Below are 21,092 nucleotides of genomic sequence, written 5' to 3'. Positions count from 1 at the left end.
GGTCAGCGGCGGACGGCGAGCAGGAGGCCGTCGCCGCTGGGCAGCAGCGCCGGCAGCACGCGCTCGTCGGACCGGAGCGACCGGCCGACCTCCCGGACGATCGTCGTGACCTCGTCGCGCCGCGCGGGGTCGGCGACGCGGTCGTGCGACAGCGCGCCGTCGACCGCCAGCACGCCGCCCGGGCGCAGGAGGCGCAGCCCCTGCTCCACGTACTCGGGGTAGCTGTGCTTGTCGGCCCCGACGAGGACCAGGTCGTACGCGCCGTCGGTGAGGCGGGGGAGCACGTCGCTCGCCCGGCCCGGGATCGTGCGCGTGCGGGACGCGGGCACGCGCTCCTCCGCGAACGCGGCCTTCGCCGCGCGCTGGTGCTCGACCTCGACGTCGATGGTCGTCAGCACGCCGTCGGCCGGCATGCCACGCAGGAGCCAGATCGAGGCGACGCCCGTGCCGGTGCCGATCTCGACCACCGCGCGCGCCGCGAGGGACGCGGCGAGGACCTGGAGCACGGCCCCGACGCCGGGGAGGACCGCGGGGCAGCCGAGCTCGGCCGCACGGTCGCGTGCCCGCAGGAGGACCTCGTCCTCGGGGACGAACTCCTCGCTGTACACCCAGCTCGCCGCCTTCGCGCTGCGGTGGGTGCCGACGTCGCTGGTGATCGGGTCCTCCTGGTGGTCCGTCGTCCGGCCCCGGGGGCCGGGCCGGGCGCTGTCTCGGATCGTACCCGTCCCCTCCCACACCGGCCCGTTCCCGCGCCGCGCGCGTGTGCACGGGCGGTGGACGTCGCGCGCACGTCCCGCGCGGGGCGGGGAACACGCGCCAGGCGTGGCGCGTTCTTCTGGGACGATGGACCACGTGGACGACGCACGACCCAGGACCGGCACGCACGGCACGCAGGACGCGGGCACGTGGGTGCCGCCGTCGTGGGACGCGATCGTGCGGGAGCACTCGGCGCGGGTCTACCGGCTCGCCTACCGCCTGACGGGCAACCGCCAGGACGCGGAGGACCTCACGCAGGAGACGTTCGTCCGGGTGTTCCGCTCGCTGTCGAGCTACACCCCGGGCACGTTCGAGGGCTGGCTCCACCGGATCACGACCAACCTCTTCCTCGACCAGGTCCGGCGCAAGCAGCGCATCCGGATGGAGGCCATGGGCGACGACGACGGGCACTACCCGGCGCGCGCCGAGGCCCAGCCGGAGCGCGGGTTCGAGCACGCGAACCTCGACCACGACGTCCAGCGCGCGCTCGACGCGCTCTCGCCCGAGTACCGGGCCGCCGTCGTGCTGTGCGACATCGAGGGCCTGTCCTACGAGGAGATCGCCGTGACGCTCGGCATCAAGCTCGGCACGGTCCGCTCGCGGATCCACCGCGCGCGCTCCCAGCTCCGCGCCGCCCTGCCGCACCGCGACCCCGCGGAGCGCCCGGCGTCGGACGACGCACCGACCGCCGTGGGCGCCCGGGGGGTGGCGTGACCCATCTCGGCTCGCGGCTCTCCGCGCTCGTCGACGGGCAGCTGTCGCCCGCCGAGGCGGAGCGCGCCCTGGAGCACGTGGCCTGCTGCCCGCGGTGCGCGGCCGAGCTCGCCGCGGCCCGGGCGGCCCGGCGCGCGCTGAGCGCGGCCGGACCGGTGGAGCCGGCGCCGGACCTCGCGGCACGCCTGCTCGCGCTCTCCGCCGAGATCCCGCCGACGGACGGCGACCCGCTGCGTGCGGCACCCGCACCGAGCGACCCCTGGGCCGCGTCCGCGACGCTCCCGCGCGGCGCCTGGAGCGGCGACGTCCGCCGGGGCTCGCTCCGGCGGAGGGTCGTGGGCCTCGTCGTCGGCGGCGTCGGGGTGGCCGCGGTCGGCCTCTTCGCGCTGGGGGAGAGCCCTCTCGTGACGCCCGACCTGCACCGCAGCGACCCGCTCACCGTGCTCGCGCAGGCGGCGCCCCGGGCCACCGGCGCGCTCGTCGTCGGCGGGGTGCGCACCGACGGCCCGGACAGCGGCACGGGCGCCGCGACGGTCGCCGACGGCGGCGCGTCCGCGCTCGCGGCCCTCGCGGCGCAGGGCTGGTCCTGCCCCACCCCGCTCCCGGACGGCTTCCGCGTGGCGGACGTGCGCGACGACGCGACGCGCGGGGTGCTGGAGATCGACCTCGAGGCGCCCGGCGGGGAGGCGGTCGTGCGCGAGCAGACGGGACTGCTCGACACGTCGGCGCTCGCCGGCAGCGAGACGTGGGACGTGGACGGCCGTCGGGTGCACGTGCTGTCTCAGGAGCCGTGGCACGTGGTGTGGCAGTCGGGCGACACGGTGATCGACGTCGTCGCCGACACCGAGCAGGAGACGGTCGCCGCCCTCGTGGCGGCGTTCCCGGCCCGTGACTACGATGCCGGGGTCCCGGCGCGCATCTCCCGGGGCTGGACGACCATGACAGGAGCGCTCGGCACCTCATGACCGACCCCCAGACCGGACCGGAGCAGCCCGGTCCGCGCGACGCCGCGCCGAACCCGTTCGCGCCGCCGTCGGCCTACCGCAGCGTGCCCGTCCCGCCGTCCGCCGACGCGCCACGACCCACCGAGGGTGCTGCGTCGGGGCACCTCCCGCCCGCGTACGGCCCGGGACCGGTCCCGCCGCCGCCCGCAGCGCCCGCGCCCGCGGAACCCTCGACCGCGGGGTCCACGGACCCTTGGGAGCGGCTGAGCGCGTTCGGCCAGCCCGAGGCGCCGACGCGTCCGGGCGGGTCCGTCGACCCGACCCTCGTGGGCGTGCCCCGCGGCGCCGCCGGCGCGCCGCGGCGCGGCCTGCGCCCGGCCGCGGTGGCGGGCGTCGCGGTGCTCGCGCTCGTCGCGGGTGCCGTCGGCGGCGTCGCCGCCGACCGTCTCGCCGACCCGCGGCCCTCCGGCTCGTCGGTCTCGGCGCTGCCGCCCGCGAGCGTCGAGCCCGGCGCGGACCGCCCGGACGGGTCGGTGGCGGACATCGCCGCGACCGTGCTGCCGAGCGTCGTCTCGCTCCAGGTGCGCGGCGCCGACGGCGTCGCGACGGGCTCCGGGTTCGTGCTGCGGGAGGACGGCTTCATCCTCACGAACAACCACGTCGTGGCGTCGGCCGCCGACGGCGGCGACATCGTCGTGCTCTTCTCCGACGGGCACGAGAGCCCGGCCGAGCTCGTCGGGCGGACGGTCGACTACGACCTGGCGGTCGTCAAGGTCGAGGACTCCGGCCTCACCCCGCTCGCGCTCGGTGACTCCGACGCGGTGGTCGTCGGGGACCCGGTGGTGGCCATCGGTGCGCCGCTCGGGCTGAACGGGACCGTGACCACGGGGATCATCAGCGCGCTCAACCGCCCGGTCCAGGCCGGCGCCGCGGCGGAGACGGCCTTCATCAACGCGATCCAGACGGACGCGGCGATCAACCCGGGCAACTCCGGCGGCCCGCTCGTCGACGGCCGTGGCCAGGTGGTCGGCATCAACTCGGCCATCGCGCAGCCGCCGGGGAGCGGCGAGGCCACGGGCAGCATCGGTCTCGGGTTCGCCATCCCGTCCAACCAGGCCCGCCGCACCGCGGAGCAGCTCATCGCCGACGGCGTCGCGACGTACCCCGTGATCGGCGTGCTCCTCGACCAGCGCTACCAGGGTGAGGGCGTGCAGGTCTCCACGGACTCGCAGTCCGGGACGCCCGCGGTGACGCCCGACGGCCCGGCCGACGCGGCCGGGATCCGGCCCGGGGACGTGATCCTGTCCATCGACGGCAGGCCCGTCACGGAGTCGGACGAGCTCATCGTCGCGATCCGGGCGAAGGCGCCCGGGGACGCGGTGACCCTGCGCGTCCGGACCGGCGACCAGGAGCGCGACGTGCGCGTCGTCCTCGACGAGGCCACGAGCGAGTAGTCTGTCGGCGTGTTCGGGATCAACGGAGCCGAGTTCGTCGTGCTCCTCATCGTGGCGGTCGTCGTCATCGGTCCCGAGCGCCTGCCGCGCTACGCGGAGCAGCTCGGGGCGTTCGTCCGGTCCGCGCGGGGCTACCTGCGCGACGCGAAGTCGCGCGTGGACGCGGAGCTCGGCGAGGAGCTGTCGGACGTCGACTGGGCCAAGCTCGACCCGCGCCAGTACGACCCGCGCCGGATCGTGCGCGAGGCGCTCCTGGACGACGATCCCCTGCCCGAGCGCGTCTCGCCGCCCCGGCCGTCCGCGCCCGTCGCGCAGACGGGGCCCGCCCCGTTCGACGACGAGGCCACCTGACGCCGCCCTCGGGCCGCAGCACGACGGGCGATTCGTTCCGGCGCCCGAGCACCTGTCAGAATGGGGCAATGTCCATCGAGGCGACGCACATCGGTCCGGCACCGGTCCCGGAGACCACGCAGGAGCCCGGGAGCCCGACGGGCACCCGGCCACGGATCCTCTCGGGCATGCAGCCCACGGAGGACTCCCTGCAGCTCGGGAACTACATCGGTGCGCTGCGCCAGTGGGTCTCCCTCCAGGACGCGTACGACGCCCTGTACTGCGTCGTCGACCTCCACGCGCTGACCGTCAACCCGGACCCGGAGCGGCTCCGCGAGCGCACGCGCCGCACGGCCGCGCAGTACCTCGCCGGCGGTGTGGACCCGGACCGTTCCGCGCTGTTCGTCCAGTCGCACGTGCCGCAGCACGCCGAGCTGTCCTGGGTGCTGTCGTGCCAGACGGGCTTCGGCGAGGCGGGCCGCATGACCCAGTTCAAGGACAAGTCCGCGAAGCAGGGCGCCGACGGCACGACCGTCGGGCTGTTCACGTACCCCGTGCTCATGGCGGCGGACATCCTGCTCTACGACGCGGCTCTCGTGCCGGTCGGCGAGGACCAGCGGCAGCACCTCGAGCTCACGCGTGACCTCGCCGAGCGGCTCAACGCCCGCTTCGGCGACGGGACGGCCGTCGTGCCGGAGGCCCACATCGTCCGGTCGGTCGCGAAGATCTACGACCTCCAGGAGCCGACGGCGAAGATGAGCAAGTCGTCGTCGAACGGCAAGGGCGTCATCTGGCTGCTCGACGACCCGAAGGTCGCCGCCAAGCGGATCCGGTCGGCCGCGACCGACTCCGGCACCGAGATCCGCTACGACCCCGTCGCCAAGCCCGGCGTGTCGAACCTGCTGACCATCTACTCGGCGCTCACGGGCCGCGACGTCGAGGCGATCGCCGCCGAGTACGACGGCCAGGGCTACGGGCGCCTCAAGGTCGACCTGGCGGACGTCGTCGTCGACTTCCTCGTGCCGTTCCAGGAGCGCGCGAACACGTACCTGGCAGACCCGGCCGAGCTCGACGCGGTGCTCGCGCGCGGCGCGCAGAAGGCGCGCGAGATCGCGGCCGGCACGCTCGCCCGCATCTACGACCGCGTCGGCCTGCTGCCCGTGGGCGGGACGACCGCGTGAACCTCCCGGAGCGCGAGCCCCACCAGGTGCGGATCGGCATCGCGATCGAGGTGCCCGAGCCGTTCGCGACCCAGCTCCAGGACGCGCGCGCACGCTTCGGCGACCCGCTCGCACGGTCGATCCCGCCGCACGTGACGCTCCTCGGGCCGACGGTCCTGGACCGGACCGCGCTCGACACGGCGCGTGCGCACCTGGCCGAGGTCGCGTCGACGGCGTCGCCGTTCCGCCTCCACCTGCGGGGGAGCGCGACGTTCCGGCCCGTCTCGCCCGTGGTGTTCGTCCAGGTGGTCGAGGGCATCGCGGAGTGCGAGCACCTCGAGAGCGCGATCCGCACCGGCCCCCTCGCCCAGGACCTGCGGTTCAACTACCACCCGCACGTGACGGTCGCCCACGAGGTGCCGGAGGCGGCGCTCGACGCCGCGTTCGACCAGATGGCGACCTACGAGGCGCAGTTCGACGTCGCGGGCTTCTCGCTCTACGAGCACGGGGACGACGGCGTCTGGCGCCCCGAGCAGCTGTTCCCCCTCGGCGCGGATGCCGGGGGAGCGACCGCCTCGTAGGGTTCGGGGCGTGACGTCGCCCCGCCCTGCCGCACCCCGCGCCGTCGCACGCACGCGCGAGCGGGTGGACGCGCTCGTCGACCGCTGGAAGGACAGCCGGCCCGGCCGAGCGACCTACCGGTACCTGTACGCGCGCGGCGCGCTCCTGTGCGGCGGCATCGCGTACTCCGCGCTGTTCTCGCTGTTCGCCGCGCTCGCCATCGGCTACACGGTCTTCATGCAGGTCCTGGGGGGCCGCAGGGAGCTCATGGACGTCGTCTTCGGGGAGATCAACGAGCTCGTCCCCGGGCTCATCGCGCTCGACGGCGAGCCGGGCGCCATCCGGCCCGACCAGCTCCTGCTCGACTCCGGGCTCAGCGTGACGAGCGTCGTCGCGAGCGTGGTCCTGCTCTTCTCCGTCGTGTCGTTCATGTACCACCTGCGCGGCGCCGTGCGCACCATGTTCGGCGTCAGCGACCTCGGCCAGAGCCCGGTGCTCGCCCGGGCGCGGGCGCTCCTCGGGTTCTTCCTCCTCGCGCTGTTCCTCCTCGTCTCCGCCGTCGCGAGCATCGCCGTCACGACCCTCGGCAACCAGATCCTGGAGGCCATCGGGCTCTCCGGCGGGCCCGCCGTCCTCGTGACCGGCGCGGGCCTCGTCGTGAGCGTCCTGCTCGACGCGCTGGTCGTGGTCGTCGTCGTGCGGCTCCTCGCCGGCGTACGGGTCCGACGACGCGACCTCCTCGTCGGCTCGCTGACCGCCGCCGTCGGGTTCGGGGTGCTCCGCTACCTCGGGTCGTCGTTCGTCGAGAGCAGCGCCACGCGGAACGCCCTCCTGGCGTCGTTCGCCGTCCTCGTGACGCTGCTGCTCCTCGTCAACTTCACCGCGCGCATCCTCCTGGCCGTGTGCGCGTGGATGGCGAACCCGCCCCGCCCACCCGACCCGGTGCCCGACGGCGCCCGGCACGTGCGCGACGGCCGTCCCGAGCTGCCCGTGCTCGACGGCGACCACCCGACCGACGGCCGCCACCTGCGGGCGCCGCGCCACGCCGTCGGGCGCACGGGGGACGACGTCGAGAACGGACGCCCGGACGTCGTGGACGCTCGCGACGACGCCGTCCCGTCGGTCGAGGAGCACGTGCGCGCCGGCCGCGGCTCGCACCGTCCCTGGAGCCCCGTCGTCCGGGGCATCCGGCGGGCCCGCATGCCGCGCGGCACGTGACCGCGTGCGCGCGGCGCGTCGAGGTCGGCACCTGCTGCCGAGATCGGCACGTGCAGCTGCCGATCTCCACCGCGGCTGCCGATCTCGGTCGGGACTGCCGATCGCCGGTGCGGAGGCCGCGCGGCCACGGCACCACCCCGGGCACGACGAAGGGCGCCGACCGTGCGGTCGGCGCCCTTCGTCGGCGGTGCGGGGGTGTCAGAACGCGCGGGTGATCATCGCGCGCTTGACCTCCTGGATCGCCTTCGTGACCTCGATGCCGCGGGGGCACGCCTCGGTGCAGTTGAAGGTCGTGCGGCAGCGCCACACGCCCTCCTTGTCGTTGAGGATCTCGAGGCGCTGCGTGGCGCCCTCGTCGCGGCTGTCGAAGATGAACCGGTGCGCGTTGACGATGGCGGCCGGGCCGAAGTACTGCCCGTCGGTCCAGAACACCGGGCAGGACGACGTGCACGCGGCGCACAGGATGCACTTGGTGGTGTCGTCGAAGCGCTCGCGCTGCGCGGCGGACTGGAGGCGCTCCTTGCTCGGCTCGTTCCCCGACGTGATGAGGAACGGCATGATCTCGCGGTAGGACGCGAAGAACGGCTCCATGTCCACGACGAGGTCCTTGACCACGGGCAGGCCCTTGATGGGCTCGACCGTGATCGGCTTGTCGGGGTTGACGTCCTTGAGCAGCGTCTTGCACGCGAGCCGGTTGCGACCGTTGATGCGCATCGCGTCCGAGCCGCACACGCCGTGCGCGCACGAGCGGCGGAACGTCAGGGAGCCGTCGTGCTCCCACTTGATCTTGTGCAGGGCGTCGAGCACGCGGTCGGTGCCGTGCGCCTGGACGGTGAACTCGTCCCAGTACGCCTCCTCGCCGTGCTCCGACTCGGGGGAGTAGCGGCGGACGCGGAGCGTGACCTCGAACGAGGGGATCTCCCCGGCCTTGGCCTCGGCGGCCGGGCTCTCGAGTGTGGCAGTCATCAGTACTTCCGCTCCATGGGCTCGTACCGGGTCTGGGTGACGGGCTTGGAGCCCAGGGCGACCTTGTAGCCGTCGAACTGCTCGACGTGGTCGAAGTAGCCCGCGACGTGCCCGTCGGCGACGTCGCTGGCGGACGTCGGACGGCGGTAGGCCATCGTGTGCAGCATGTAGTTGGTGTCGTCGCGGTCCGGGAAGTCCTCGCGGTAGTGGCCGCCGCGGGACTCCTTGCGGTTGATCGCCGCGACGACGGTCACCTCGGCGATGTCGAGGAGGAACCCGAGCTCGATCGCCTCGAGGAGGTCGGTGTTGAACAGGCGGCCCTTGTCCTGCACGGACACGTTCTTGTAGCGCTTCTGCAGGTCGCGGATGTCCGCGAGGGCCTGGTCGAGCGACTCGCCCGTGCGGAACACCTGGGCGTTGGCGTCCATGGTCTCCTGGAGCGCCTTGCGGACGTCGGCGACGCGCTCGCCGTCGGGACGGTTGCGCATCTCCTCGAGCTGCGCGACGACGGCCGCGGCGGGGTTCTCCGGGAGCTCGCTGTACGACGCGGTCGCGGCGTAGGCGGCGGCCGTGCGGCCGGCACGCTTGCCGAAGACGTTGATGTCGAGCAGCGAGTTGGTGCCGAGGCGGTTGGAGCCGTGGACGCTGACGCACGCGACCTCGCCGGCCGCGTAGAGGCCCTTGACGACGTTGTGGCTGTCGCGCAGCACCTCGGCGTCGACGTTCGTCGGGATGCCGCCCATCGCGTAGTGCGCCGTGGGGTACACGGGCACGGGCTCGGTGTACGGCTCGATCCCGAGGTAGGTCCGCGCGAACTCGGTGATGTCGGGGAGCTTGGCGTCGATGTGCGCGGGCTCGAGGTGCGTGAGGTCGAGCAGGACGTAGTCCTTGTTCGGCCCGGCGCCGCGGCCCTCGCGGACCTCGTTCGCCATGGACCGGGCGACGATGTCGCGCGGGGCGAGGTCCTTGATGGTGGGGGCGTAGCGCTCCATGAAGCGCTCGCCGTCCGCGTTGCGCAGGATGCCGCCCTCGCCGCGGGCGGCCTCCGAGAGGAGGATGCCGAGGCCCGCGAGGCCGGTCGGGTGGAACTGGAAGAACTCCATGTCCTCGAGCGGCAGGCCGCGACGGTAGGCCAGCGCCATGCCGTCGCCGGTGAGCGTGTGCGCGTTGGACGTCGTCTTGAAGATCTTGCCCGCGCCACCGGTGGCGAAGATGATCGCCTTCGCCTGGAAGAGGTGGATCTCGCCGGTCGCGAGGTCGTACGCGACGACGCCGGTCGCGGTGACCGTCTCGTCGTCGGGGATCTCGCCCGCGGCGAGATCGTGGTCGGTGATGAGGTCGAGGACGTAGAACTCGTTGAAGAACTCGACGTCCTGCTTGACGCACTGCTGGTAGAGCGTCTGGAGGATCATGTGCCCGGTGCGGTCCGCGGCGTAGCACGAGCGGCGCACCGCGGCCTCGCCGTGGTTGCGGGTGTGCCCGCCGAACCGGCGCTGGTCGATGCGGCCCTCGGGCGTGCGGTTGAACGGCAGGCCCATGCGCTCGAGGTCGAGCACCGCGTCGATGGCCTCCTTGGCCATGATCTCCGCGGCGTCCTGGTCGACGAGGTAGTCGCCGCCCTTGACCGTGTCGAACGTGTGCCACTCCCAGTTGTCCTCCTCCACGTTCGCGAGCGCGGCGCACATGCCGCCCTGCGCGGCGCCCGTGTGCGAGCGCGTGGGGTAGAGCTTGGAGATGACGGCCGTCCGGACCTTGCCGGACGACTCCAGCGCCGCGCGCATCCCGGCGCCGCCTGCGCCGACGATGACGACGTCGTACTGATGGGTTTGCATCGGGGTCGATGCCTCCTGGGAGAGAGCCGGGTGGAGCGAGAGGAAGACGGGGGCGAGCGGTGGTGCGGTGCTCAGGCCGTGCAGAACGACGCGAGCAGCTCGGCCGGGGCGTTCGCGGGGCAGGGCTCGAACGTGAAGATCACGAGCGTGCCGAGGACCGTGACGATCGTGAAGGCGAGGTACAGCGCGAGCTTGAGGACGAGGCGGGTGCCGTCGCGCTCCGCGTAGTCGTTGATGATCGTCCGGACGCCGTTGGTGCCGTGGAACATGGCCAGCCAGAGCATGAGCAGGTCCCAGATCTGCCAGAACGGCGAGGCCCACTTGCCGGCGACGAAGCCGAAGTCGATCGCGTGCACGCCCTCGCCGACCATGAGGTTGACGAAGAGGTGCCCGAAGATGAGGACGATCAGCACGACGCCGGAGGCGCGCATGAAGATCCAGCTGTACAGCTCGTAGTTGCTGCGCGTGGCCTTGCGGCGCTTGTACGGGTCGCGCGGGCTCGCGACCTCGACCGTGGGTGCGGCGGCCATCAGTGCCCCCCTCCGAAGACGTTCATCAGGTGGCGCGGCAGGAACCCGGCCATCGTCACGACGAACAGGCCGACGACGACCCAGAGCATCGTGCGCTGGTACCGCGGGCCCTTGGACCAGAAGTCGACCAGGATGATGCGGATGCCGTTGAAGGCGTGGAACACGATGGCCGCGACGAGCCCCGCCTCACCGATGCCCATGATCGGCGTCTGGTACGTCCCGATGACGGCGTTGTACGCCTCGGGCGAGACCCGCACGAGCGCCGTGTCGAGCACGTGCACGAGCAGGAAGAAGAAGATGAGCACGCCGGTCACGCGATGCGCGACCCACGACCACATGCCTTCACGGCCGCGGTAGAGCGTGCCAGCTGGTGCACTGGGCACTTTGGGGGCCTCCTGTGGCGAGATCAGGGGGAGATGTCACGTTCCGGCCGTGGCCCGGAACTCCCTCAGTCCGGACCCCGGGACCGTCGTCGGCATCGGTCTCTGGGCTTCCACCATAGTGACATCGACGTCATGATGCGGACCGCCGGGGACGGCGGAACGGCCCTGCACGGGGGGTTTGTGACTGATCCCACAGCCCGCGGAGGAACTCTGGCCCTCACTATGCTGGCCCTCATGGCCTCTTCGCCGCACGACTCCTCCGGCCCGTCCGGGTCGCCGATCCCCGGCTTCTTCGCCGTCGTCCCCGCGGGAGGCGCCGGCACCCGGCTGTGGCCGCTCTCGCGCGCGGGCTCGCCGAAGTTCCTGCTCGACCTCACCGGCTCGGGCCGCTCCCTGCTCCAGGCCACGGTGGACCGGCTCGTGCCGCTCGCGGGGGAGCAGGGCGTCGTGCTCGTCACGGGGGACCGGCACGTCGCGTCGGCGCGCACGCAGCTCCCGGGTCTGCCGGCCGAGAACGTGCTGGCGGAGCCGTCGCCGCGGGACTCGATGGCGGCCATCGGGCTGGCCGCGGCGGTGCTCGAGGCGCGGCACGGCGACGTCATCGTGGGGTCGTTCGCGGCGGACCAGGTGATCACGGGCCGCGCCGCCTTCGAGTCGTCGGTGCGCGAGGCGGTGGAGGCGGCGCGCGCCGGGTACGTCGTGACGATCGGCATCGCGGCGTCGCGGCCGTCGACGGCGTTCGGGTACGTGCACAGCGGCGCCCCGCTCGGTGTCGCGGGCGCGCCGACCGCGCAGCACGTGCGCGGCTTCACGGAGAAGCCCGACGCCGCGACCGCGCAGCGCTACCTCGCGTCCGGGGAGTACCGCTGGAACGCCGGCATGTTCATCGTGCGCTCGTCGGTGCTCCTCGGGCACCTCGCGGACCAGCGCCCCGAGCTGCACGACGGCCTGCGCGCGATCGCCGCCGCGTGGGACGGCCCCGACCGCGACCGCGTGCTCGCGGAGCGGTGGCCGGCGCTCGAGCGGATCGCGATCGACCACGCGGTGGCCGAGCCGGTCGCCGCGGTCGGGGGCGTCGCCGTCGTCCCCGGCACGTTCGGGTGGGACGACGTGGGCGACTTCAACTCCCTCGCCGCCCTCCTGCCGTCCGTCGACGGGGCGGGCTCCAAGGTGCTCGGCGACACGGGGCGCGTCGTGCGCCGCGAGAGCGCCGGCTCGGTCGTCGTGCCGGCGAGCGACCGCGTCGTGACCGTCCTCGGTCTCGACGACGTTGTCGTGGTCGACACCCCCGACGCGCTCCTCGTCACGACGCGGGCGCGCGCCCAGCAGGTGAAGTCGATGGTCGACACGGTGCGCGAGCTCGGGATGGACGAGCTCCTGTGAGCGCCGACGTGACCCTCGCCGCCCGCATCGGGGCCGCCGTCGCGCGGCACGTCGACGAGGTCGTGGCGATCCGCCGGGACATCCACGCCCACCCCGAGGTCTCGCGCGCCGAGACGCGCACCACGGCGCTGCTCGCCGACCGCCTGCGCGCCGCGGGCCTCGAGCCGCGGCTCCTGCCGGGCACGGGGCTCGTGTGCGACGTCGGCCCGGAACCGGGCACGACCACCGCGGGCGTGCCCGACGGCGCGGCCGTCCCGCCGGGCCGCGTCGCCCTGCGCGCGGACATCGACGCGCTGCCGCTGCAGGACCGCTGCGACCTCCCGTGGGCGTCGACCGTGCCGGGTGTCGCGCACGCGTGCGGCCACGACGTGCACACGGCCGTCGTGCTCGGTGCCGGGCTCGTGCTCGCGGACCTCCACGCCCAGGGCGAGCTGCGCCGCGGCGTGCGGCTCGTGCTCCAGCCCGCGGAGGAGGTCCAGCCGGGCGGGTCGCTCGACGTCCTGGCGGCCGGGGCGATGGACGGCGTCGACGAGATCTACGCCGTGCACTGCGACCCGAAGGTCGACGTGGGCCGCATCGGCACGCGGATCGGGCCGATCACGTCGGCGTCGGACGAGGTCTCGGTGACGATCGCGTCCCCGGGCGGCCACACGTCCCGGCCGCACCTGACCGGCGACGTGGTGTATGCGCTGGGCCAGGTCATCACGCAGGTGCCCGCGGTGCTCGGCCGTCGGCTGGACCCGCGCTCGGGCGTGAACCTCACGTGGGGCGCCGTCCACGCGGGCTCCGCGCACAACGCCATCCCGAGCACCGGCACGGTCCGCGGCACCCTGCGCTGCCTCGACGTGCGCGCGTGGGAGTTCGCGGGGCAGGTGCTGCACGACGCCGTGGAGCAGGTCGTCGCGCCGTACGAGGTCGAGGTGACCGTGCACCACACGCGCGGCGTCCCGCCCGTCGAGAACGACGAGCGCTGCACCGGGCTGCTGGAGGCCGCCGCGCGCGACGTGCTCGGCCCGGACAGCGTGGTGCTCACCGAGCAGTCGCTCGGGGGAGAGGACTTCGCCTGGTACCTGACGAAGGTGCCCGGGGCCATGGCCCGCCTCGGGACGCGGACGCCGGGCGGGCGCAGCTACGACATCCACCAGGGCGACCTCCAGGTGGACGAGCGCGCCGTCGGCCTGGGCATGCGGCTCCTGGCGCGCGTCGCCGCGGGCCAGGACGGGTGACGCGGTCCCGACCCGTGGACAGGGGTGTGTCACGCCTCAGACGCAAAGTGACGCTTGCATAACGAAGCGCCCGCGTTACCGGCAAGTAACGTGCTGGACCCCTCCGGCTGATTAGTGTTCGGTCGTATAGAGGCCGACGGACCGGTCCTCCCGTGCAACGGCGCAGGGGAGGACCCAGGGGTCCTCCCTGCGCGGCACTGCTACGAGAACGACAGGAGCTATCAGGTGAAGAGAGCGACTCAGGTCACCGCCCTCGCGGCGGTCGCCGCGCTCGCGCTGGCCGCGTGCGGCGCCGCGCCCGAGGACGACGAGACCACCGGCGGCGGCGAGGGCACCGCGGGCGGCAACTCCGACTTCTCCGCGTGCATGGTCTCCGACGCCGGCGGGTTCGACGACCAGTCCTTCAACCAGTCGGGCTACGAGGGCCTCGAGCAGGCCAAGAAAGAGCTCGGCATCACGACGCACGAGGTCGAGTCCCAGGCGGACACGGACTACGGTCCGAACATCGACAGCCTCGTCCAGCAGGGCTGCAACCTCATCATCGGCGTCGGCTTCCTCCTCGAGGACCCGATCCAGTCGGCCGCCGAGGCCAACCCGGACGTGCACTTCGCGCTCATCGACTCGGCGTTCAGCAACCCGGGCGCCACGGCGGACGACCCGCCGGAGGCGGTCGAGATCGACAACGCGAAGCCGATCCTGTTCAACACCGCGGAGGCGGCGTTCCTCGCCGGGTACCTCGCGGCGGGCATGACCGAGACGGGCACCGTCGCCACGTTCGGCGGCATCCAGATCCCGTCGGTCGCCATCTTCATGGACGGCTACGCCGACGGCGTCGCGAAGTACAACGAGGACAACGGCACCGACGTCAAGGTCCTCGGCTGGGACAAGGAAGCGCAGACCGGCACGTTCACCGGCGACTTCGACAACCAGGCGAACGGCCAGAACGTCACGCAGGGCTTCATCGACCAGGGCGCGGACATCATCATGCCCGTGGCCGGCCCGGTGGGCCTCGGTGCCGCCGCGGCGGCCGAGAGCGGTGGCGCGAAGATCATCTGGGTCGACTCGGACGGCTTCCTCACGACGGACTACGGGAGCATCATCCTCACGTCCGTGATGAAGCAGATCGGCCCGGCGGTCTTCGACACCGTGAGCGAGTCGGCGGACGGCAACTTCACGAGCGAGCCGTACGTCGGCACGCTCGAGAACGAGGGTGTCGGCCTGGCGCCGTTCCACGACTTCGAGGACGCGGTCCCGGCCGAGCTGCAGGACCAGATCGCCCAGTACCAGGAGCAGATCATCGCGGGCGACCTCGTCGTCGAGTCGCCGAACGCGCCGTGACGCGACGCTGAACCCGCCGGCCGCCCACGGGCGACCGGCACCGGTGGCCCGGGCCCAGCGCCCGGGCCACCGTCATGACGACGACGGTGTCGTCGGGGCCGCGACGACGCGCCGCGCTCCCGCGAGTGCGGTTCGATGGAGTACCTCGACGGGATCGGGGTCGACACCGCGGTACGACTGCGAAGCACGAGGAGAGGCAGACCGGTGAAGCTGGAGCTGCGAGGGATCACGAAGGTCTTCGGGTCCCTGGTCGCCAACGACCACATCGACCTGGTCATCGAGCCCGGCGAGATCCATGCCCTGCTCGGGGAGAACGGGGCGGGCAAGAGCACGCTCATGAACGTGCTGTACGGGCTGTACGACCCGGACGACGGGCAGATCCTCGTCGACGACGTGCCCGTGCAGTTCGCGGGCCCGGGCGACGCGATGGCCGCCGGCATCGGCATGGTGCACCAGCACTTCATGCTCGTCCCGGTGTTCACCGTCGCCGAGAACGTCGCGCTGGGGCACGAGCCCGTGAAGGGCGCGGGTCTCATCGACGCGCGCCGCGCGCGCCGCCTCGTCCAGGAGATCTCGGACCGGTTCGGGTTCGAGGTGAACCCGGACGCGATGGTCGAGGACATCCCCGTCGGCGTGCAGCAGCGCGTCGAGATCATCAAGGCCCTGTCGCGCGACGCACGCGTGCTCATCCTCGACGAGCCGACCGCGGTCCTCACGCCGCAGGAGACGGACGAGCTCATCGCGATCATGCGCGAGCTCAAGGCCGCGGGCACGTCGATCGTCTTCATCACGCACAAGCTGCGCGAGGTGCGGGCGGTCGCCGACCGCATCACGGTCATCCGCCGGGGCAAGGTCGTCGGCACGGCCGACCCGAGCGCGAGCGAGACCGAGCTCGCGTCCCTCATGGTCGGCCGGTCCGTCTCGCTCGGCGTGGACAAGGCGCCCGCGGAGAGCGGGGACACCACGTTCCACGTCGACGAGCTCACGGTCATGGACGACGCCGGCACGGCCGTCGTGGACCGCGTGAGCCTGGAGGTCGCGCGCGGCGAGATCCTCGTCGTCGCGGGGGTCCAGGGCAACGGCCAGACCGAGCTCACGGAGACGATCGTCGGGCTGCGCAAGCCGGTCGCGGGCTCGATCCTGCTCGACGGCAAGGAGCTCGTGGGGCGCAGCGTGTCCCAGGTGCTCGAGGCGGGCGTGGGCTACGTGCCCGAGGACCGCAGCACCGACGGGATCATCGGGACGTTCTCCGTCGAGGAGAACCTCGTGCTCGACCTCGTGACGTCCGCGCCCTACTCGCGCGGGGGTGCGCTCGCGCGCGGCACGATCCGCGCGAACGCCGAGCAGCGCATCGGCGAGTTCGACGTGCGCACCCAGTCGGTCGAGACCCCGGCGGGCACGCTCTCCGGCGGCAACCAGCAGAAGGTCGTCCTCGCGCGCGAGATGTCGCGGCCGCTGCGCCTGTTCATCGCGTCGCAGCCGACGCGCGGCCTCGACGTCGGCTCGATCGAGTTCGTGCACCGGCGCATCGTGCAGGAGCGCGACAACGGCACCCCCGTGATCATCGTGTCGACGGAGCTCGACGAGGTGCTCGCCCTCGCCGACCGGATCGCCGTCATGTACCGCGGCCGCGTCGTCGGGGTCGTGCCCGGCGACACCGACCGCGACGTCCTCGGCCTCATGATGGCCGGGGTCCCGCTCGAGGAGGCCGTCGTGCAGGCCGCCGAGCACCACACGACCCTCGGCGAGGCGGACGCCGTCGCCGAGGGCGCGCCGTCGGACGCCGTCGCCGAGGACGCGCCGTCGGACGCCGCGCAGGACGCGGCCGCCGCCCGCGAGGAGGAGATCCAGTGACCCAGCAGGCAACGCCCGACGACGCGTCGGCGCTCCCGCCGACGGCGGCTCCGCCGAGCGACCCCCAGAAGCCGGAGGCACCCGCCGGGCAGGGCGTCCTGCGCGAGATGCTCGAGAGCAGCTGGCTCGTCTCGCTCCTCGCGATCGTCGCCGCGCTCGTCCTCGGCGGCGTCCTCATCGCGGCGGCCGACCCCGCGGTCCAGGAGGCGGCGTCCTACTTCTTCGCGCGCCCCTCGGACTTCTTCCAGGCCGTCTGGGACGCGGTGTTCGGCGCGTACGCCGCGCTCTTCCAGGGCGCGGTCCTCAACGTCGACGCGCCCGACGTCTCGCGGGCGCTGCGCCCCCTCACCGAGACGATGACGGTCGCGACGCCGCTCATCCTCGCGGGCCTCGGGCTCGGCATCGGCTTCCGCGCGGGCCTGTTCAACATCGGTGCGCAGGGCCAGATCATCCTCGGCGGCATCTTCGCCGGGTTCGTCGGCTGGACGTTCGCGCTCCCGCCGGGGCTGCACCTCCTGCTCGCCGTGCTGGGCGCCGCGCTCGGCGGGGCCCTGTGGGCGAGCATCGCGGGCGTGCTCAAGGCCCGCACGGGCGCCCACGAGGTGATCGTCACGATCATGCTCAACAACATCGCGATCTACCTCGTCGCGTACCTGCTCACGACGAAGCCGTTCCAGGCGCCGGGCAGCTCCAACCCGATCAGCCCGCGCATCCCGGGGAACGCGCAGTTCCCGCTGCTGCTGGGCGAGGGCTTCCGCCTCCACGCGGGGTTCGTCCTCGCGCTGCTCGTCGCGGTCGGCGTGTGGTGGCTCATGGAGCGCTCGACGCTCGGCTTCCGCTTCCGCGCCGTCGGCGAGAACCCGCACGCGGCCCGGACGGCAGGCATGTCGGTCCCGTGGACGACGGTGTGGGTCATGGCCATCGCGGGTGCGCTCGCCGGGCTCGCGGGCAGCGCGCAGGTGCTCGGCACGGAGCACGTGCTCACGGCGGGCGTCGCGGCGAGCTTCGGGTTCGACGCGATCACGGTGGCGCTGCTCGGACGGTCCCGGCCGCTCGGCACGGTGCTCGCCGGCCTGCTGTTCGGCGCGCTGCGCGCGGGCGGGTTCGTCATGCAGGCCCGCACCGGCACGCCGATCGACATCGTCCTCGTCGTGCAGTCGCTCATCGTGCTCTTCATCGCCGCGCCGCCGCTCGTGCGGGCGATCTTCCGCCTCCCGACACCGGGCGGCCCGACGCGCGCCGAACGGCAGGCAGCCCGTCGCCGCGCGAAGGCCGTCCCGTCCACGACGACCACCCAGGAGGCCGGAGCATGAGCACCGCGACCACCACCCCGGCGCCCGCCGCCGCGCCGGAGCGCGCGGCCAAGCCGCTGCCGCCCATCAGCTGGAAGGCCCCGGTCGCCTACGGGGTCATCGGGCTGCTGGCCCTCGTCTTCTTCGCGCTGCTCCCCGCGGGCGGTCAGCAGACGACGTTCCGCCTCTCGACGGCGAAGGACTTCTTCCAGATCGAGCCGATCACCGTCAGCTCCACCGGGGCGGCGCTGTTCCTGTCGATCCTCGCGCTGCTCCTCGCCGGACTGTCGTTCTGGGCCGCGCGCGACCGGCGCAAGGTCGGCGTGTGGCTGCCGATCGTGTACGGCGTCGCGATCGTCTTCGCCTTCCTGTCCTGGGCCGGGGCCGGGAAGTCGGCGATCCCGCTGACGGGCCTGCTCCAGGGCTCGCTCTTCCTCGCGGTCCCGCTCGTGTTCGGTGCGCTGTCCGGCGTGCTGTGCGAGCGCGTCGGCATCATCAACATCGCGATCGAGGGCCAGCTCCTCGCCGGGGCGTTCCTCGCCGCCGTCGTCGCGTCGCTCACGTCGTCGGCGTACGCCGGCCTCATCGCGGCGCCGGTCGCGGGCGCCCTCGTGGGCGTGCTGCTCGTGATCTTCTCCGTGAAGTACTGGGTGAACCAGATCATCGTCGGCGTCGTGCTCAACGTGCTGGTCGTCGGCGTGACGAGCTACCTGTACTCGACGGTCCTCACCGAGGACCCGGCGACGTGGAACTCGCGCAACCCGCTCCCCGTCATCGAGATCCCGGTGCTCTCGCAGATCCCGGTCGTCGGGCCGGTGCTGTTCCGCCAGACGCTCCTCGTGTACCTCATGTACGTGGTCGTGATCCTGCTGCAGGTCTTCCTGTTCCGCAGCCGCTGGGGCCTGCGCCTGCGCGCGGTCGGCGAGCACCCGAAGGCCGCCGACACCGTCGGCATCAAGGTCAACGCGACGCGCGTGCGCAACACGATCCTCGGCGGCGCGGTCGCCGGCCTCGGCGGCGCGTTCTTCACCGTCGCCGCGGGGCTCGCGTTCGGCAAGGAGATGACGGGCGGCAAGGGCTTCATCGCGCTCGCCGCGATGATCCTCGGGCGCTGGAACCCTGTCGGCGCGCTCGTCGCGGCGCTCCTGTTCGGGTTCTCGGACAACCTCCAGACGGTGCTCGGCATCGTCGGGACGCCGATCCCGAGCCAGATCATGCTCATGACCCCGTACGTCGTGACGATCTTCGCCGTCGCCGGCCTCGTCGGGCGCGTGCGCCCGCCGGCCGCCGAGGGCATCCCCTACGTCAAGTGAGGACGGCATGACGGACGTGCACGACGGCGGTACCCGGCCGGGCGGGGGGACGGACCCGGACGGGTCCGCCGTCGGGCCGGCCGTCGACTGGGACGCGCTGCGCACCGCGGCGCGCGAGATCATGACCCGCGCCTACGCGCCGTACTCGGGCTTCCCCGTGGGCGCGGCCGCGCTCGTGGACGACGGCCGCGTCGTCGTCGGCTGCAACGTGGAGAACGCCGCGTACGGCGTGACGCTGTGCGCGGAGTGCTCGCTCGTGAGCTCGCTCGTCGGCTCGGGCGGCGGACGCCTCGTGGCGTTCGCGTGCGTCGACCGGCACGGCGCGACGCTCATGCCGTGCGGCCGGTGCCGCCAGCTCCTGTGGGAGCACGGGGGCCCCGACCTGCTGGTCGAGACGGTGCGTGGTATCAAGACGATGAGGGACGTGCTGCCCGACGCCTTCGGGCCCGAGGATCTGGAGGAGCGCTCGTGACCAGCGACGACGTGGCCACGCAGGACGGCATCGAGGACGACGGCGAGGACCGTGGCGCCGAGGGGCCGGCCCCGGAGGCGTTCGACACGGTCGACGTCATCCGGACCAAGCGCGACGGGGCGCGGCTCGCGCCCGAGCAGATCGACTGGGTGATCGACGCCTACACGCGCGGCGTGGTGGCCGAGGAGCAGATGGCCGCCCTCGCGATGGCGATCTACCTCAACGGCATGGACCGCGCCGAGATCGGCCGCTGGACGCAGGCGATGATCGCGTCGGGCGAGCGCATGGACTTCTCGGGGCTCTCGCGCCCGACGGCGGACAAGCACTCGACCGGGGGAGTGGGCGACAAGATCACCCTGCCCCTCGCGCCGCTCGTCGCCGTGTACGGTGTCGCGGTGCCGCAGCTCTCCGGCCGCGGCCTGGGCCACACCGGCGGCACGCTCGACAAGCTCGAGGCGATCCCGGGGTGGCGCGCGGCGCTGACCAACGCGCAGATGATGAACGCGCTCGAGCACGTCGGCGCCGTGATCTGCCAGGCGGGCTCGGGCCTCGCGCCCGCGGACCGGCTCCTCTACGCGCTGCGCGACGTCACGGGGACGGTCGAGTCGATCCCGCTCATCGCGAGCTCGATCATGAGCAAGAAGATCGCGGAGGGCACGGGCGCGCTCGTGCTCGACGTCAAGGTCGGCTCCGGGGCCTTCATGAAGGAGATCGGCTCGGCGCGCGAGCTCGCGCGCACGATGGTCGACCTCGGGACTGACGCCGGCGTGCGCACGGTCGCGCTGCTCACCGACATGTCGACCCCGCTCGGCCTCACGGCGGGCAACGCGCTCGAGGTGCGCGAGTCCGTCGAGGTGATGAAGGGCGAGGGGCCGCAGGACGTCGTCGACCTCACGGTCGCGCTCGCGCTCGAGATGCTCGCGGGCGCGGGTCGCCCGCAGGACGAGGACGACGTGCGCCACGCCCTCCTGGGCGGGCGCGCGCTCGACAAGTGGCGCGAGATGATCGCGGAGCAGGGCGGCGACTCGCGCGCCCCGCTGCCCGTCGCGCGCGAGCGCGAGCACGTCGTCGCCGACCGCGACGGGGTGCTCGAGCGGCTCGACGCCTACGCCGTCGGGGTCGCGGCGTGGCGCCTCGGGGCGGGCCGGGCCCGCAAGGAGGACCCGGTGCAGGCGGGCGCGGGCGTCGAGCTCTTCGCCAAGCCCGGCGACACCGTCCGCAAGGGCCAGCACCTCATGACCCTGCACACCGACACCCCGGAGCGCTTCGAGCGTGCGGTGCAGGCCCTCGACGGCGCGTGGTCCGTCGCGGATCTCGGCACCGTGGTCGAGCGCGGCTCGGTCGTCCTGGACCGCGTCGACTGAGC

Annotated in this window: 20 protein-coding genes; 15 read left to right on the top strand and 5 right to left on the bottom strand. The window is 73.2% G+C overall.

Going from position 1 to position 21,092, the window contains the following annotated elements:
* Window positions 1–2: 2 nt before the first annotated feature.
* A complete protein-coding gene (locus AC3WT4_RS13075) occupies window positions 3–608 on the bottom strand; it encodes an O-methyltransferase (protein ID WP_400110131.1) in 606 nt (201 codons plus the stop codon).
* 235 nt (window positions 609–843) lie between these two features.
* Between AC3WT4_RS13075 and sigE the strand changes: the two genes are divergently transcribed.
* From sigE to AC3WT4_RS13040, 7 genes are all read left to right on the top strand, one after another.
* Window positions 844–1,470, top strand: coding sequence for an RNA polymerase sigma factor SigE (sigE, locus tag AC3WT4_RS13070; protein WP_083385296.1), 627 nt, complete (start codon window positions 844–846; stop codon window positions 1,468–1,470).
* The gene (locus AC3WT4_RS13065; protein ID WP_492315629.1) at window positions 1,467–2,435 is read left to right on the top strand and encodes a zf-HC2 domain-containing protein; all 969 of its coding nucleotides are present in this window, start codon (window positions 1,467–1,469) and stop codon (window positions 2,433–2,435) included. Before sigE ends, AC3WT4_RS13065 begins: the two co-directional genes overlap by 4 nt.
* Complete coding sequence (locus AC3WT4_RS13060) at window positions 2,432–3,868, top strand: S1C family serine protease (protein WP_492315628.1); 1,437 nt, start codon at window positions 2,432–2,434, stop codon at window positions 3,866–3,868. Before AC3WT4_RS13065 ends, AC3WT4_RS13060 begins: the two co-directional genes overlap by 4 nt.
* 9 nt (window positions 3,869–3,877) lie before the next feature.
* Complete coding sequence (locus tag AC3WT4_RS13055) at window positions 3,878–4,219, top strand: twin-arginine translocase TatA/TatE family subunit (RefSeq protein WP_074809249.1); 342 nt, start codon at window positions 3,878–3,880, stop codon at window positions 4,217–4,219.
* Window positions 4,220–4,287: 68 nt separating this feature from the next.
* Window positions 4,288–5,379: a tryptophan--tRNA ligase gene (trpS, locus tag AC3WT4_RS13050; RefSeq protein WP_081599752.1), complete on the top strand. Its 1,092-nt coding sequence runs from the start codon at window positions 4,288–4,290 to the stop codon at window positions 5,377–5,379.
* Window positions 5,376–5,939 carry a 2'-5' RNA ligase family protein gene (locus AC3WT4_RS13045; protein ID WP_108048052.1) on the top strand — a complete coding sequence of 188 codons (564 nt, stop codon included), beginning with the start codon at window positions 5,376–5,378 and terminating at the stop codon, window positions 5,937–5,939. The genes trpS and AC3WT4_RS13045 overlap by 4 nt, the downstream gene beginning before the upstream one ends.
* A 10-nt stretch (window positions 5,940–5,949) precedes the next feature.
* The gene (locus AC3WT4_RS13040) at window positions 5,950–7,137 is read left to right on the top strand and encodes a YihY/virulence factor BrkB family protein (RefSeq protein WP_492315627.1); all 1,188 of its coding nucleotides are present in this window, start codon (window positions 5,950–5,952) and stop codon (window positions 7,135–7,137) included.
* Between the two features lie 198 nt (window positions 7,138–7,335).
* Here the strand turns inward: AC3WT4_RS13040 and AC3WT4_RS13035 are convergent, their stop codons facing one another.
* The 4 genes from AC3WT4_RS13035 to sdhC form a co-directional block, all read right to left on the bottom strand.
* Window positions 7,336–8,103 (bottom strand): succinate dehydrogenase iron-sulfur subunit, encoded by a 768-nt coding sequence (locus tag AC3WT4_RS13035; RefSeq protein ID WP_108048056.1) that lies wholly within the window; start codon window positions 8,101–8,103, stop codon window positions 7,336–7,338.
* A complete protein-coding gene (sdhA, locus tag AC3WT4_RS13030; protein ID WP_492315626.1) occupies window positions 8,103–9,935 on the bottom strand; it encodes a succinate dehydrogenase flavoprotein subunit in 1,833 nt (610 codons plus the stop codon). Before sdhA ends, AC3WT4_RS13035 begins: the two co-directional genes overlap by 1 nt.
* 71 nt (window positions 9,936–10,006) lie before the next feature.
* Window positions 10,007–10,465, bottom strand: a complete 459-nt coding sequence (locus AC3WT4_RS13025; RefSeq protein WP_021481378.1) for a succinate dehydrogenase hydrophobic membrane anchor subunit — start codon at window positions 10,463–10,465, stop codon at window positions 10,007–10,009.
* Window positions 10,465–10,848, bottom strand: coding sequence for a succinate dehydrogenase, cytochrome b556 subunit (sdhC, locus tag AC3WT4_RS13020; protein WP_021481379.1), 384 nt, complete (start codon window positions 10,846–10,848; stop codon window positions 10,465–10,467). The genes AC3WT4_RS13025 and sdhC overlap by 1 nt, the downstream gene beginning before the upstream one ends.
* 234 nt (window positions 10,849–11,082) lie before the next feature.
* On the opposite strand from sdhC, the gene AC3WT4_RS13015 reads away from it, so the two are divergent.
* The 8 genes from AC3WT4_RS13015 to AC3WT4_RS12980 all read left to right on the top strand — a co-directional run bounded on the left by AC3WT4_RS13015 (window position 11,083) and on the right by AC3WT4_RS12980 (window position 21,090).
* Window positions 11,083–12,231, top strand: coding sequence for a mannose-1-phosphate guanylyltransferase (locus AC3WT4_RS13015; RefSeq protein ID WP_492315625.1), 1,149 nt, complete (start codon window positions 11,083–11,085; stop codon window positions 12,229–12,231).
* Complete coding sequence (locus AC3WT4_RS13010) at window positions 12,228–13,457, top strand: amidohydrolase (protein ID WP_074809262.1); 1,230 nt, start codon at window positions 12,228–12,230, stop codon at window positions 13,455–13,457. Before AC3WT4_RS13015 ends, AC3WT4_RS13010 begins: the two co-directional genes overlap by 4 nt.
* A 225-nt stretch (window positions 13,458–13,682) precedes the next feature.
* Window positions 13,683–14,795 carry a BMP family lipoprotein gene (locus AC3WT4_RS13005; RefSeq protein ID WP_074809265.1) on the top strand — a complete coding sequence of 371 codons (1,113 nt, stop codon included), beginning with the start codon at window positions 13,683–13,685 and terminating at the stop codon, window positions 14,793–14,795.
* Window positions 14,796–14,999: 204 nt separating this feature from the next.
* On the top strand, window positions 15,000–16,649 hold the full coding sequence (locus tag AC3WT4_RS13000; protein WP_492315624.1) for an ABC transporter ATP-binding protein: 1,650 nt from the start codon (window positions 15,000–15,002) through the stop codon (window positions 16,647–16,649).
* Window positions 16,646–17,962 (top strand): ABC transporter permease, encoded by a 1,317-nt coding sequence (locus AC3WT4_RS12995; RefSeq protein ID WP_074809269.1) that lies wholly within the window; start codon window positions 16,646–16,648, stop codon window positions 17,960–17,962. Before AC3WT4_RS13000 ends, AC3WT4_RS12995 begins: the two co-directional genes overlap by 4 nt.
* Entirely contained in the window at window positions 17,959–19,254 is a 1,296-nt protein-coding gene (locus AC3WT4_RS12990) for an ABC transporter permease (protein WP_074809271.1), read from the top strand. Before AC3WT4_RS12995 ends, AC3WT4_RS12990 begins: the two co-directional genes overlap by 4 nt.
* Before the next feature lie 7 nt (window positions 19,255–19,261).
* Window positions 19,262–19,726 (top strand): cytidine deaminase, encoded by a 465-nt coding sequence (locus tag AC3WT4_RS12985; protein ID WP_257419242.1) that lies wholly within the window; start codon window positions 19,262–19,264, stop codon window positions 19,724–19,726.
* A 29-nt stretch (window positions 19,727–19,755) separates the two neighbouring features.
* Window positions 19,756–21,090, top strand: coding sequence for a thymidine phosphorylase (locus AC3WT4_RS12980; RefSeq protein WP_492315635.1), 1,335 nt, complete (start codon window positions 19,756–19,758; stop codon window positions 21,088–21,090).
* The last annotated feature ends 2 nt before the right edge of the window (window positions 21,091–21,092 follow it).

The sequence above is a fragment of the Cellulosimicrobium sp. EB106-03-01-XG111 genome (assembly GCF_058792115.1).
Note: the sequence above shows the minus strand (reverse complement) of the source record. Positions and strands in the feature narration are given on the sequence as shown.

Coding starts and splice junctions, on each gene's coding strand:
- sigE (WP_083385296.1), top strand. CDS start 844: ATGGACCACGTGGACGACGCACGACCCAGGACCGGCACGCACGGCACG.
- AC3WT4_RS13060 (WP_492315628.1), top strand. CDS start 2,432: ATGACCGACCCCCAGACCGGACCGGAGCAGCCCGGTCCGCGCGACGCC.
- trpS (WP_081599752.1), top strand. CDS start 4,288: ATGTCCATCGAGGCGACGCACATCGGTCCGGCACCGGTCCCGGAGACC.
- AC3WT4_RS13035 (WP_108048056.1), bottom strand. CDS start 8,103: ATGACTGCCACACTCGAGAGCCCGGCCGCCGAGGCCAAGGCCGGGGAG.
- sdhA (WP_492315626.1), bottom strand. CDS start 9,935: ATGCAAACCCATCAGTACGACGTCGTCATCGTCGGCGCAGGCGGCGCC.
- AC3WT4_RS13025 (WP_021481378.1), bottom strand. CDS start 10,465: ATGGCCGCCGCACCCACGGTCGAGGTCGCGAGCCCGCGCGACCCGTAC.
- AC3WT4_RS13015 (WP_492315625.1), top strand. CDS start 11,083: ATGGCCTCTTCGCCGCACGACTCCTCCGGCCCGTCCGGGTCGCCGATC.
- AC3WT4_RS12990 (WP_074809271.1), top strand. CDS start 17,959: ATGAGCACCGCGACCACCACCCCGGCGCCCGCCGCCGCGCCGGAGCGC.
- AC3WT4_RS12985 (WP_257419242.1), top strand. CDS start 19,262: ATGACGGACGTGCACGACGGCGGTACCCGGCCGGGCGGGGGGACGGAC.